This window comes from Aquirufa echingensis, assembly GCF_042714525.1.
GTDB lineage: Bacteria > Bacteroidota > Bacteroidia > Cytophagales > Spirosomataceae > Aquirufa > Aquirufa echingensis.
Genome location: NZ_JBBKYA010000003.1, coordinates 460,272 through 473,441, shown reverse-complemented (window position 1 = coordinate 473,441; position 13,170 = coordinate 460,272). Strand labels below are relative to the sequence as shown.

14 protein-coding genes are annotated in these 13,170 nt (G+C 41.5%); 7 read left to right on the top strand and 7 right to left on the bottom strand.

Translation table 11 applies throughout. The features are described 5' to 3' along the window. Positions 1 to 1,659, top strand: coding sequence for a helix-hairpin-helix domain-containing protein (locus SKC38_RS07340; RefSeq protein ID WP_377976477.1), 1,659 nt, complete (start codon positions 1 to 3; stop codon positions 1,657 to 1,659). On the opposite strand, the gene SKC38_RS07335 is transcribed toward SKC38_RS07340, so the two are convergent. Continuing rightward, entirely contained in the window at positions 1,656 to 2,375 is a 720-nt protein-coding gene (locus SKC38_RS07335) for an LOG family protein (RefSeq protein ID WP_377976475.1), read from the bottom strand. The genes SKC38_RS07340 and SKC38_RS07335 overlap by 4 nt on opposite strands. Before the next feature lie 74 nt (positions 2,376 to 2,449). Here SKC38_RS07335 and rpiB point away from each other — a divergent pair, with 74 nt between their 5' ends. Then, positions 2,450 to 2,893 carry a ribose 5-phosphate isomerase B gene (gene rpiB, locus SKC38_RS07330; RefSeq protein WP_377976473.1) on the top strand — a complete coding sequence of 148 codons (444 nt, stop codon included), beginning with the start codon at positions 2,450 to 2,452 and terminating at the stop codon, positions 2,891 to 2,893. On the opposite strand, the gene SKC38_RS07325 is transcribed toward rpiB, so the two are convergent. Next, positions 2,890 to 4,260, bottom strand: a complete 1,371-nt coding sequence (locus tag SKC38_RS07325) for a DUF6427 family protein (RefSeq protein WP_377976471.1) — start codon at positions 4,258 to 4,260, stop codon at positions 2,890 to 2,892. The genes rpiB and SKC38_RS07325 overlap by 4 nt on opposite strands. 90 nt (positions 4,261 to 4,350) lie before the next feature. Here SKC38_RS07325 and rbfA point away from each other — a divergent pair, with 90 nt between their 5' ends. Together rbfA and SKC38_RS07315 are read left to right on the top strand one after the other, a co-directional pair. Next, the gene (gene rbfA, locus SKC38_RS07320; protein ID WP_377976469.1) at positions 4,351 to 4,731 is read left to right on the top strand and encodes a 30S ribosome-binding factor RbfA; all 381 of its coding nucleotides are present in this window, start codon (positions 4,351 to 4,353) and stop codon (positions 4,729 to 4,731) included. An 11-nt stretch (positions 4,732 to 4,742) separates the two neighbouring features. After that, the gene (locus tag SKC38_RS07315; protein WP_377976467.1) at positions 4,743 to 5,966 is read left to right on the top strand and encodes an ABC transporter permease; all 1,224 of its coding nucleotides are present in this window, start codon (positions 4,743 to 4,745) and stop codon (positions 5,964 to 5,966) included. Here the strand turns inward: SKC38_RS07315 and SKC38_RS07310 are convergent. The 5 genes from SKC38_RS07310 to SKC38_RS07290 are packed head-to-tail and all read right to left on the bottom strand — an operon-like array spanning position 5,959 to position 9,798. Continuing rightward, a complete protein-coding gene (locus tag SKC38_RS07310) occupies positions 5,959 to 7,191 on the bottom strand; it encodes a dicarboxylate/amino acid:cation symporter (protein ID WP_377976466.1) in 1,233 nt (410 codons plus the stop codon). The two genes, SKC38_RS07315 and SKC38_RS07310, sit on opposite strands and share 8 nt — an antisense overlap. A 1-nt stretch (position 7,192) precedes the next feature. Next, a complete protein-coding gene (locus SKC38_RS07305) occupies positions 7,193 to 7,642 on the bottom strand; it encodes an SRPBCC family protein (RefSeq protein WP_377976464.1) in 450 nt (149 codons plus the stop codon). Further along, complete coding sequence (locus SKC38_RS07300; RefSeq protein WP_377976462.1) at positions 7,642 to 7,923, bottom strand: hypothetical protein; 282 nt, start codon at positions 7,921 to 7,923, stop codon at positions 7,642 to 7,644. Before SKC38_RS07300 ends, SKC38_RS07305 begins: the two co-directional genes overlap by 1 nt. A gap of 3 nt (positions 7,924 to 7,926) precedes the next feature. Beyond that, the gene (locus tag SKC38_RS07295; protein WP_377976461.1) at positions 7,927 to 8,598 is read right to left on the bottom strand and encodes a hypothetical protein; all 672 of its coding nucleotides are present in this window, start codon (positions 8,596 to 8,598) and stop codon (positions 7,927 to 7,929) included. A 42-nt stretch (positions 8,599 to 8,640) separates the two neighbouring features. After that, complete coding sequence (locus SKC38_RS07290; protein ID WP_377976459.1) at positions 8,641 to 9,798, bottom strand: class I SAM-dependent methyltransferase; 1,158 nt, start codon at positions 9,796 to 9,798, stop codon at positions 8,641 to 8,643. A 51-nt stretch (positions 9,799 to 9,849) separates the two neighbouring features. Here SKC38_RS07290 and SKC38_RS07285 point away from each other — a divergent pair, with 51 nt between their 5' ends. The 3 genes from SKC38_RS07285 to SKC38_RS07275 are packed head-to-tail and all read left to right on the top strand — an operon-like array spanning position 9,850 to position 13,100. Then, positions 9,850 to 10,329, top strand: coding sequence for a (2Fe-2S)-binding protein (locus tag SKC38_RS07285; protein WP_377976457.1), 480 nt, complete (start codon positions 9,850 to 9,852; stop codon positions 10,327 to 10,329). A 2-nt stretch (positions 10,330 to 10,331) separates the two neighbouring features. After that, positions 10,332 to 12,527 (top strand): xanthine dehydrogenase family protein molybdopterin-binding subunit, encoded by a 2,196-nt coding sequence (locus SKC38_RS07280; protein ID WP_377976455.1) that lies wholly within the window; start codon positions 10,332 to 10,334, stop codon positions 12,525 to 12,527. After that, positions 12,528 to 13,100, top strand: coding sequence for a nucleotidyltransferase family protein (locus SKC38_RS07275; protein WP_377976453.1), 573 nt, complete (start codon positions 12,528 to 12,530; stop codon positions 13,098 to 13,100). Positions 13,101 to 13,170: the final 70 nt, after the last annotated feature.

Sequence of the window (13,170 nt, the reverse complement as noted above, 5' to 3'; positions counted from 1 at the left end):
ATGGAGAACGAACAAATTGTAGATGCCCTCGAGCTCTTAGTCAAATTGTGGGATGTGCATGGCATCAACGAGTTTAAAAGCAAAAACCTCAGCTTTGCGGCACGGGGTTTAGATAAATTTGCGGGGCGCATTGCGAATTGTGATCAAGATGCGCTGTATGCCATTCCTGGGGTAGGGAAGGTTGTTGTTCAAATCGTACAAGATATTGCCCAAACAGGAACTTGCGCCGACATGGATGCCATGATCGAGCAAACGCCTCCAGGGATTCTCGACATATTAAAAATTAAAGGTTTAGGTCCTAAAAAGGTCGGAGTAATCTGGCGTGAATTGGGGATTACAGAATTAGATGATTTGTTGGCGGCCTGTCATGCCAACCAGCTTGAACAACTCAAAGGATTTGGCAAAGCGATTCAAGAAAATGTCAAAACCTATATTTTATTTCTCAAAGAAAATAGCCGCAAATTACGTCTAGATAAGGCGGGTAAATTAAGCCAACACCTCTTAGGTTTGCTTGAGCCATTATTCCCTCAAATTTCAGTTTCAGGTGAATTGAGCCGAAATTGCGAAGTGATTTCGAGCCTTGTATTTATCGCGGAAACTGCCGACATGTTCGGTGCGCAGGGGGTGATCGAGGGGATCGAGGGAATGCAAACGGATTTCCAGCAATCCTCGCCGTTTACCTGGCGCGGACATTTGGATGGGCATTTGATTCCCATTGAGATTCATTTTGCGGATGCAGCCCAATTAAGTAGTTTACAATTTCAATTAGGTTCGAATCCGGAGCATTTGGCACAGGTAAATTTTTTCCAACAGAAAAATATTCAATCGGTCGAATCGATTTATGCATCTCAAAACCTTCCTTTTATCGTTCCAGAGATGCGCGAAGGATTCAAGGAATTCGAATGGGCAGCCAAACACCAAAATACAGATTTAGTTGAATTAGGTGATTTAACGGGTTGTTTGCACAATCACTCAACTTATTCTGATGGCAAGAATACGCTTTTGGAAATGGCAGAGGCTTGTCGGGCCCTAGGTCTGACCTATTTCGGTATTGCTGATCACTCGCAATATGCGGCCTATGCGGGGGGATTGAAGGAAGAAGATATCAACCGCCAACATGCCGAAATCGATGCCTTGAACCAACAATGGACTGATTTTCAGATTTTAAAGGGAATCGAAGCGGATATTTTGCCGGATGGAAGTTTGGATTATAATGTCCGAATTTTGGCATCCTTTGATTATGTTGTTGCTTCAGTACATGCCCAATTGGTGATTGATCAAGAACGTGCGATGGGCCGACTGATCAAAGCCATCGAGAACCCCTATACGAGTATTTTAGGTCATCCAACTGGTCGTTTGTTATTAACAAGAAACGGGTATCCGATCGATACAAGCAAGATTTTAGATGCCTGCAAAGCAAACGGAGTTAGTATTGAATTGAATGCAAGCCCTTATCGTTTGGATTTGGATTGGCGCCATATTTATGAGGCGATGGATAAAGGTGTATTTGTTTCCATTAATCCCGATGCACATAAAATCGAAGGACTAAAAGACATGGAATATGGTGTTCGGGTAGGGAGAAAGGGCGGCTTATTGAAAGCCTTAACCCTAAATGCCTTACCACTGAATGAACTGAAAGCCTTTTTTGCGAAGGCCTAAAAATTGGGTTTTAATAAGTATTTCGCGTAGAATTCATCGATGATTCGGACAGCATCCGTTGGCGTATCTACGATGGAGAAGTATTCTAAATCCTCTTCATGAATATTACCATGTTGGACCATCGTCGTTTTCATCCATTCAAATAAGCCTGTCCAATATTCCGTTCCTACAAGCACAACCGGGAATTGACCTATTTTGTGTGTTTGAATAAGTGTCAACGATTCGAACATTTCATCTAAGGTGCCAAAGCCCCCCGGCATGATGATGAATCCTTGTGAATACTTCACAAACATCACTTTTCGAACGAAAAAGAAATCAAAATTGATATTCTTGTCGTGGTCAATATAAGGGTTAGGCGTTTGCTCAAAAGGAAGTTCAATATTCAGTCCTACGGAACGTCCCCGTTCACTTTTTGCTCCTTTATTGCCTGCTTCCATGATTCCGGGGCCACCACCCGTGATGACACCATAGCCATGACGGACGAGTTTCGCGGCAATTTGTTCCGCTATTTGATAATATTTATCATCGGGCTTGGTTCGAGCTGAACCAAAAATACTTACGCAAGGGCCTATTTTAGACAATTTGTCGATTCCCTCGACGAATTCACTCATGATTTTAAAAATCCGCCAAGACTCTTCTGATTTTATTTGAGCCCAGGTTTTGTCACCGAAAACCTTCTTAATACGGTCTTCATCTTCTCTCCATTGATCGGTCATAATTTATCTGTTTGAACATTGGCAAATGTAAGTGATATCGGCTTACCTTTGTTAAAATATTTGACTCCTTTTTTATGACTTTAGCAAAATCATTCGCCGTAGGTGGCGATCACGCAGGATTTGATTACAAAGATCAGTTAATTGATTTTTTAAAAGCCCAAGGAATTTCGGTAAAGGACTGCGGTACCTATTCAGCTGATTCTGTGGATTATCCTGATTTTGCGCATCCAGTTGCGGAGTCGGTAGAAAGTGGGGAGTCGACTTTCGGTCTTTTGCTTTGTGGCAGTGCGAATGGAGTGGCGATAACGGCCAACAAACATCAAGGAATTCGTGCGGGTTTAGCATGGAATGTCGAAGTAGCCCAATTGGTTCGTCAGCATAATGATGCGAATGTCCTTTGTTTACCCGTTCGCTTTATTTCCTTGGAAGAAGCCAAAGCTTGTTTGCAAGCATTTATCGATACGGCTTTTGAAGGTGGTCGCCATGCAGGTCGCGTAGGTAAAATCGCCTGCTGCTAAATTACACGTTTGTATAAATGCTTGCTCGTCTCCTTATATCGCACACGCAGATAGGGGAGGTAGTTTTGCATGCGCTTAAATTTCCCCGTTGGATCATAGATATATGTGGGTGGATCCTGGGTCATGTATTGATCCAATAGAACGATTGTTTTGAATTGATCCAATTCGTTAAAAATGGATTTGGATAGTTCCCAATTAACAAAGGGGCCCGACATCTGATTATAGCGATATGCTTCAATTTGGGGGCCTAAGACCATCAACTTTTCATTGCGAAGTGAAATCTCAGAAGCTTTGATGCGCTTATTTTCTTGCAGCTTCCAATCCCATTGAAGTGAGAAATAAGTCATTGCCAACATCAGCCAAAGCATCATTTCGCGTATCCAATATTTCTTCAATAGGAAAAAGCTATTTAAACTGAAATAAGCCAATGCCGGTAGGAAGAACAACACATTGTTACTCGATGTGGCAGGCAATGTGAAAATGGCTATGATGCTCGTAAAGATCCAAATCAAATTGGTTTGCTGCGCTTTCTGCCCCGTCGATTTAATCTTGGGATTCTCAACCACTTTCCAAAAACCGTAAATGGCAAATCCGAAGGCCGGAATATAAGCCCAGGCAATCTCTTTTAATTGCTCCCAAGCTGGGGCATGAAATTGAATGGCTGAATTTTGGAATACCTGAATCAAATAAGGGAAATTTCCATGGTAGGTGTAAACTAGTCCCGTGATGATGTTGATGATGAGAAAGCCAACAAGCACAAGGAGCATTTGTCGGATATTGATACCTGAGTAAAATACCAAACTTAAAATCCCCCAAAAAATGAACAGAAAGTAACTCGGGTAACAAAGTCCCGCCGCGCCGATGAAAAGACCAATCAAGAAAACCCGGTCATCTACATTTAAGGTACTTTGTTGTTTGACGATTTCTTGCCAGGCCAATATCAAAAAAGTCAAACCTAGCAGAGCTGCCGAGGGAATGATGAATTCTAACGAGAAATGGAAAAATACCGCATAGATGAAAAATGGCAAATAGCCCATCGGAGGCATTAATTCATAACGTTGAATGGTTCGCTGAAAGATAAATGCCTGAAGTATAATTAACCCACTTGCCCAGTAGGCATTCATGGACATGGGAATCGACATAGCGTCTAATAATTGGAAGAATCCAGCAGCTAATGGCCCTGAATTATCCCGGATATCTTGATACATCCGAAAGCCCTCATTCAGTTTTTGACCAATCAATTGATTCTTTAATTCCCAATAAAAGGGTTCGATGTCTGCCTGAACAAACAGAAATGTTGCCAATCCCCAGATCACCAACATGAATATTAGTGGAATAGATGCGTTAGAACGTAGAAATTGGAACATAATTGAATTTTGAATTCGCTAAATTACGGTGATTCCAATTATTATTGTGAAATTTGTGAGATTTTTGAGTAGAAAAGCATCGGAGCAAATATGGAAAGTAAACGTCAGCAAAAGTTTGGGAGACAAATCCAAAAGGATTTAAGTGATATCTTTCAAAAAGAATTTAGAGAACTATTCGGCAACGCGATGGTCACGGTGACGGATGTAAAAGTGAGTCCAGATTTGTCGGTTGCTCGTGTTTACCTGAGTTTTTTGTTGGCCGACGATGTCAATCAAATCATGTATTCATTATCTGAAAAGAATAAAGCCATTCGCAATGCTTTGGCAAATCGAATCCGTAAACAAGCGCGTATTATTCCCCATTTAGGTTTTTATTTGGATGATACAGCTGCTTATGCTGCTAAAATCGAAGCCTTGTTTGAGGGTTTAGTTATTCCGCCATCTGACGGAATTCCATCTGAAGAATTATAATTCGCTTTCCCGTGAATCTATCCTTATTTATTGCAAAAAGGTATTTTTTTTCAAAAAGTAAGGCGAGTTTTATCTCCCTCATTTCCCGTATTTCCATGATTAGTGTGGGAATCGAAGTGATGGCGCTTATCCTAATTTTATCGGTTTTCAATGGTTTGGAGGATTTCCAAAAAGGGCTGTTCAAAACCTTTGATCCCGATTTGCGCATATTGTCCGCGGAACAGCAGCGAGTACAATTGAATGCCTCCCAATTAGCCTCTATTCGTGCCATCCCGGGTATCGCTTTTATTAATCCTGTGTTAGAAGATCAAGGACTTATTCGCTTCGATCAAAAACAATTGGTTGTTCGATTCAAAGGGGTAGATTCCTTATTTCTTGCAGCAAATCGACTAAAGAAACAAGTGGTGGAAGGGGAGTATTTTCTAGGGGATTCCACGCAGGCTTTCGCATTCGTGGGAATTGGTGTGTTTTTGAATATGGGTATGAGTTTTGAAAATACGGTTGAACCTATTCAAGCGTGGTATCCAGATCATAATCGCCTTCGCCGTTTCTCGCTCAACGAAAACACGATTCGGAGTCAAACCTTTTTTCCATCGGCTGTCCTAGAAGTGGAACAGAATTTTGATAATCAAACTGTTATCGTTCCGCTAACATGGATGGAAGCGCTCGTGGGTTCCGAAGGGATGCGATCAGCCTATGAAATTGTATTGAAGGATGATGTCAAAGACACGCAAGTCAAGGAACAAATTAGCCAAATATTAGGTCGGAATTATACGGTTCAAACGCGTGATGAACAACATGCGCTTTTATTGAAAGCCATCAAAATCGAGAAACTATTCGTATTTCTAATCATGGCTTTCGTCATGGGAATAGCCTCTTTTACACTCTTTTATTCGCTATCGCTTTTGGTTATTGAAAAACGAAAAGACCTTCGTTCACTGATGGCCATGGGAATCAGCCCGAAACAATTGTTGAGAAGTTTCCTCTACTTAGGCTTAATCATTAGCTTTTCGGGTGCAATCGTGGGAATGTTACTTGGTTTTGTTTTGGCATGGGCCCAACAACAATTTGGGATTGTTCCACTTGGTATTCCCAATGCGTTAATTGATGCCTACCCGATTCAAATGCATGCAATGGATTTTGTTTGGACAGCCGTTGCCGTCATCATCATCACCTTTATCGCATCCATTTTTCCAGCCCGCAAAGCGGTTCAAATGACGTTTGAAATTAAGTAGTAGGCGTAAATTCTCCTTCCCACTTCGAAACCACACAAGTCGCTACACCATTTCCAGCGACTGAAGTCACCGTTCTACCCATATCTAAGAATGGATCCACACCCAATAATAAGGCGATTCCTTCAGCAGGTAAATTGAACATGGTTAAGGTCCCTGCAATGATGACAAGGGACGCGCGAGGTACACCTGCTATACCTTTGGACGTAATCATCAAGGTTAATAACATAGTGATTTGTTGCTCCATACTTAAATGGACTCCATAGGCTTGTGCAATAAAGCCCGTTGCAAAGGTCATGTACAACATCGAACCATCTAGGTTGAAACTGTATCCTAATGGCAATACGAATCCTACGATCCGTCGGCTACAACCGAATTTCTCCAAAGCCGCAATGGTTTGCGGAAATGAAGCTTCTGAACTAGCGGTCGAAAAGGAGATCAATAAAGCTTCTTTCAACTCTTTGATCAATTTCCAATAATTGATTCCATTGACTGCTGCGATAATCCACAGGATGACAGTTGTAAAGAACAAAAGTCCGCCCATGAAACAAATCATCAAGTAACCATAACTGATGAGAATGCTTAAACCTTTGTTGGCAACCACGGTTGTCATCGCCGCAAATACTGCATAAGGTGCAACTTCCATCACATAATTCACCATTTTGAAGACCACTTCAGCTAGGTTTTCAATAACATGGATTAAGCGTTTACCTGTTTCACCGATGGATCCTAAGGCAACTCCGAAGAATAGCGAGAAGATCACAATTTGAAGGATTTCATTTTCAGCTAATGCCTTGAAGAAACTGTCAGGAAAGATGTGTAAGATGAAATCTTCTAAACTCTTTGCTTTACTGGCATCAATGCCCGTTTCTGTGCCTGCGCTAGGTTTAGGCCAAGATTGTAAGCTACCCGGTTGGGTTACATTCACCACCACTAATCCTGTTACTAATGATAAAATAGTAGCAAAATAGAAGTAACCAATGGTTTTGATACCGATACGTCCCACGGCCTTGAAATCACCTAATTTGGCAATACCTACTACTAAAGTACAAAAGACCAATGGGCCTACTATCATTTTGATTAAACGCAAGAAGATCTTGGAGATCACTTGAACTTTACTCGCAATATCATGGCTCACTTCCGGGGAAAGGGTAATGAATAAATATTCACCTAGCGCGAGTCCTAAGACAAATCCAATGATGATTTTTTGCGTTAAACTTAGTTTCATATTATTGAGGTTGATGTAGGTACTTTTTATAAAGAGGTAATCGGTAAGCAATCATTCCCCAAATTAAAGGAAATAATAGCCAATCTAAAAGTTTGTAATTTGTTTGAAATTGAATTTTGTCAATTATAGCACTTTCATGAACTGAAATCGACTCGATTCGATGTTCATGGCGCCAGGTTTTAATCCCGAAGGGAACGCGGGTTCCCTCATCAACAAATACGTAAGAAGTGGCATCTGCCTGGTAAGCTGTGATTTCAGAATTCCATCGCGTTTTATACAGGAGAAAGTCTAATTCAATGCAAACTTTATCGTTGACCTGACAACCATCAAACTGGATGATTCGCGCAATGGGGAGTGGAGGTGCTAATTTAGCGAGTAGGTTTTGGTCGAATTGGCTCCAAACATAAGGTAAGGAGGCGGATACCCGACAAGTGATTTGGAAGTTCGGCATTAAAGGTGAGCTAAAAGCTTCAGTATCAATCCACCAATTGCCTTGATACCCAAGACAAGGTAATCTCCCCAATGCATGTTTGATGTCTTTTCTTCTTCTTGCTTGATATCTGCGGATTTTATGTCCTGCGCATATAGGTTAACAGGTTTCTGTTTCCTAGCAAGCGAATCTGTTTGAACACTTTTGGTTTTAGGATGCAATACGGTATACTCAACCATTCCAAAATTGCTGAACAATACGGGAGTTGTGATGAATAAAAGGATGAAACAAATTTTTCTCATTTGTTAGTTGATCTTTTTCTTAGCAGCTTCGAACTTCTGCATTTGTTGGATAATCGCTTCCTCGTTCGCTTTTTGATCTAATTTATTTTGCTCTTGATTCGCTAGAATCTTTTCTTTCTCCACTTTCGCTTCTTCTAAACGTTTGGTCAATAATTCCGTTTGACGTTTATTTGAATCTAATTCACGAATCATACGTTCTGCTGATTTTTGCTGCTTAGTTTTCGTAGCAATCAACTCATTTAAGGCCTTTTCCTGTGTGCGAACGTCTTCCTCTAAATTGATGATTTTGACAAATTCCTCTAACCAATTGCTCGCATCGCGGTATTGCTCATGGCCATTTTGAATATAGGTATCAGGTCCTGTAGCGATTGAAACAAATAATTTGGTCTTGTTTTTCTCTTCGCTCGTTTTAGAAAGCAAGGTTAAACCGTCTTTCGAAATATCTGAAATCTTCGCTTGATAAACATTAATGGCTCCACCTCGTCCTGCCTCTACTTTCCCGAATTTCTTCAAATAGTTCTTCCAAGATTCAATCACGTATTTTTCCTCTGAATTGATGTAGGTATAGAATCCTTCTTTCTTCGCTTTCTCAATTTCATCCATTCCCGTGAATACTTGACCAAAAAGGGAAATGCTTGAAAAAATTAGGACGCTTGCTAAAATGAATCTTTTCATGGAACGTTGATTTTAAGGAATGTAATGAGCAAAGGTAAATCTTTAAGGACACTTTTTGCACAAGATTAACTCATTTTTTTCTTCACTGTTTTGGATGGCAAATAGGGTGAATTCACCGCCATCTTTTATTTTTAGTTTAGTCCTGAGTGCATCGGCCTTTAAAGGAAAATTCTTCGTGCTTATGTTGGCACGAAAGTTGGGAAGATGCGCTTTTAACCAATTCGGTTGCACGGGCCCCGTAGCAATTTGTTCATATTTTTTACCTGGGAAGGCCGACTTATAAACATCTGAACTATATAAATGCGTATGCTTGCCTAATTGCCAAATTTCTTCGCCCTGTACTAATTTGAAAAAACCAGCTTTCAAAAGCGCCGGATGCGCCTCATAAATATATTCCCCCACTTTTGCTATGCGTAGGTTTGCTTCACGCTCTTCTGAGAGCTTGCCACGGAAAAATGAATTGGTCGAATTAGCTAATTCAACGATTTCAATGTCAGGATCTAAACTGGATTGCCCCGATTTGATAAATAACAATTCCTTCACTTCTTGTTGGTATGCAACTACATACACCTTTTCCACACCACCTAATTCCTGTATCGCCCTACTGATATCCAAAACAGGACTTGTTTTAATTAAAATCTTGCAAGTATTTGAAGCCTTATCCAGCAGGTCTAATACATTCGGTTGGCAGTCTTTAAACAAGATTACTTTATTCCCTTGTTGGTCCCTTCGAGCGGGATCCACATAAATCCAATCAAAATCTTGATCCAAATGATCTAAACCATTCCCTTGAATATGCGTGACATTTTGCAAGCCTAATACTAGATGGTTGTATCGCGTATGTTCCGCAAGTTCAGCTTGTTGCTCCACATAGGTAACATGATTACATGTTTGGGCAAATGCCCAAGAATCCACACCCATGCCTCCCGTAATGTCAATCAAATTCCCTTGAACAAGCTTTGCCTTGAATAGGGCTGTGGCCTCAGAGGATGCTTGTTCCAACGATATTTGTTGGGGGAAACAAATTGCATAATTAGCGGTCCAAACGGGTAGTTTTTCTGCTAGTTTTTGCCGAGCCTGTATTTGGCCTGCCAGTTTTTTGATATCCAACCCGGGATATTTTTTTGCCGACAAAGCGATACGACTCGCGTCCTGTTGTAAATGTTCCTGAATGAATTTTATTTCTTCGGGTAGAAGCATACAACAAAAATAGAATGTTTATTGTAAATTTAGCTGTATAAACTTATTCATATGTCGATTTATCAGTTAACTGTTAATAAGAAAAAGCATCGCGTCGATGTTGATTCTGATACTCCTTTACTTTGGGTCATTCGTGATGTCATCGGATATACCGGTACAAAATTTGGATGTGGAATGGGATTGTGTGGGGCTTGTACCGTGCTGTTGAATGGTTCTCCTATTCGTTCATGTTCGACTCCGGTGTCTACGTTAAAGCCAACTGATAAAATTACAACCATTGAAGGTTTGTCGGAAAAGGCTACCCACCCCGTGCAAGAAGCTTGGGTAGAGGCGCAAGTTCCGCAATGTGGCTATTGCCAATCAGGTCAAATCTTAGCTGCCTCAGCTTTATTAGCTTATAATCCAAATCCAAGTGATGAGGATATAGATACTGCCATGGCGGGAAATATTTGTCGCTGCGGTACCTATACGCGGATGCGTCAAGCGATTCATTCGGCTGCCAAGAAAATTCAGAGCACTAAAAAATCATAAACATGAAAACATCAACTTCACGTCGTGATTTTTTACGAATTAGCACGACATCCGCTTTCGTTTTGGCTTTAGGTTTTTCTTCCGACAGCAAGGGAAAGCTATTGAAAAAGGTAAGTACAACAGGGGTTCAGATTAACCCCTATATCAATATCAATGAGGCAGGAAAAGTAACCTTGTTTAATCCGCGTCCGGATATGGGACAAGGGACTTATCAAATCCTACCGATGTTATTAGCCGAGGAATTAGATATTCCTTTGGAACAAGTAGAGATTCAAATGACGGATGGTTCCGATCGTTTTGGTTCGCAATTATCAGGAGGTTCTTCATCTGTTCGTACGCGTTGGATTCCTTTGCGTACTGCTGGGGCAACGGTACGCGAAATGCTTGTGCAAGCCGCTGCAAATCGTTGGAAAATTTCCATGAACGATTGTTCAACAAAAGATGGATTTGTCATCAATAAGCTTTCTCAAGCTAAATTGTCTTATGGCGAATTAGTGGAAGAGGCGTCACATCTACCGGTACCTTCCAAGCCGAAATTAAAATCCTTTGCCGAGTTCACCCAATTGGGAAAACCATCCATGCGTCCAGATGTTCCTGCGAAAGTAGATGGAACAGCTATTTTTGGTATGGATGTACAATTGCCAGGTATGTTGTATGCAAGTATTGTGCATTCCCCAACGATCTATGGAAAGGTGCAGTCTTATGATGCAACCAAAGCCATGGCGGTAAAAGGCGTTCGCTTTGTTTTGAAAACGGAACGTGTGTTTTTCCATGGGCCTTATTCGGATTCTGGTGGATTTGACCAAAAACTAAGAGGGAAAGCTGAAGCCATTGCTGTAGTCAGTGAATCGTATTGGTCGGCATTAAAAGCAAAGAAGCTCATTCAAGTTTCTTGGAATGCTTTGGGTTTTGGTGAGACCGCGACGGAGCAATATTTCAATCAGGCCAAAGCTGCCGCATTACATGAAGGCAATGAATATAAAGATGCCAAAGTGGGTGATTTTGCGAAGGCCTTACAACTATCAGATTATAAAGTTCAGGGTACCTACCAAACGCCTTTCATGTCGCATGCACCTATGGAGCCTTGTAATGCAACGGTGTTTGTTCAAGGGGACCAAGTAGAAGTTTGGGCACCTATTCAAGGGCCTGATGGATTGGGCAATGATTTAGCCACCTATTTAGGGGTTAAGCGTGAAAATATCAAGATAAATGTCACCTTCATGGGTGGGGCTTTTGGTCGGAAAGCTGTGTTTGATTTCGTGATGCAGGCGGCCAATTTATCCAAGCAGGTAAATGCGCCAGTGAAGGTTATTTGGACACGTGAGGATGACATCCAACAAGGCCCTTACCGACCAGGCATGATTTCGGCCATGCAAGGGGGATTGGATAAGGATGGAAATGTGTTGGCATTTGAACATCGCTTGAATGGCGCATCGATCATGGCGTCTGTGTTTAAGGCCGACATGCGGAATAATCCGGATCCATGGGCAGGGGAGGGAATCAATTTAGAAGATAGTCCTTATGCGTTTCCGGCTCGTCGAAATTCATTCAATTGGATAGATCCTCAAATGCCTGTGTTGTGGTGGCGATCGGTTTATGCATCGACTAACGTATTTGCGCAAGAGTCTTTCATGGATGAATTGGCTGCAGAGGGAGAAAAAGATCCTTTGGATTTACGTTTACACTTATTGCGCGATTCGCCCAAATTTGTAGCCGTACTAAATAAATTAGCTGAAATCTCCGATTACCGTGCCAAACGAAAGCAAGGTGTTTCGATCGGTATTGCTATTGCACGTTCGTTTGCGAGTATTGTGGCGCATGCCGTCGTTGTTGATAAGCAAAAAGTTGGCGTTAAGATTAAACATGTGTATTCTGTGATTGATTGCGGATTCCCATTGAATCCGGATAATATCAAAGCGCAAGTAGAAAGTAATATCGTATATGGTTTATCCGCCGCGGTTTGTAATCAAATTACTCGGACGCACGGGAAAACAGATCAAAGCAATTTTCATGAGTACACCGTTTTGCGTCAAGGTGAAATTCCGGCCTCAACGATTTTCGTGATGCCAAGTCAGGATGAACCGGGCGGGGTAGGAGAACCGGGTTTGCCTCCAATCGCGCCGGCATTATGTAATGCAGTTTTCCTAGCAACGGGTAAACGCGTTCGTACGTTGCCATTTGATTTAAGTTCGATTTAAATGGTAGGTATTATTCTGGCTGCAGGGGCCTCATCTCGATTAGGGGAAGCGAAACAATTATTGGTTTATCAGGGCCAAAGCCTGTTAGAGCGATCTATCCGCTTGGCATTTTCTGTGTGTCAAGAAGTTTTAGTTTGTCTTGGGGCTGAGGTGGATCAATCCATTCAGATTGTGGAGAATTTGAAAAATGAATTTCCCTCTTTGTCGTATGTTCAGGTAGAAGATTGGGAAAAGGGGATGGGAGAGACGCTAGCGGTAGGATTGAAAGCAGTTGATATGAATCGTGATGTATTAGTTTTATTATGCGACTTGCCTTTTCTGACGAATGCGCATTTAAGGAACTTGACTTCGTTGGCAAATCCCAACAGAGCTATTGTCGCGTCATTTCAAGGAGTTAATTCGCCTCCCGTTTTAATTCCCAAGGCATTACGACCTTTATTCACGCATTGGAGTGGAGATCAAGGTTTGGGTAAATTTTGGCGCCAAAATCCCATGTTATGTGAAATCGTTCACTTCTCCGATAAGTTCAGGGATGTCGATGTTCCGGAGGATCGGAAATATTGGGGGATATGAGGATTAGTCGTTGGACGTTAGACGTTAGACTGTAGAGACGCGATACCTCGCGATTATTTTATAGCCCTAG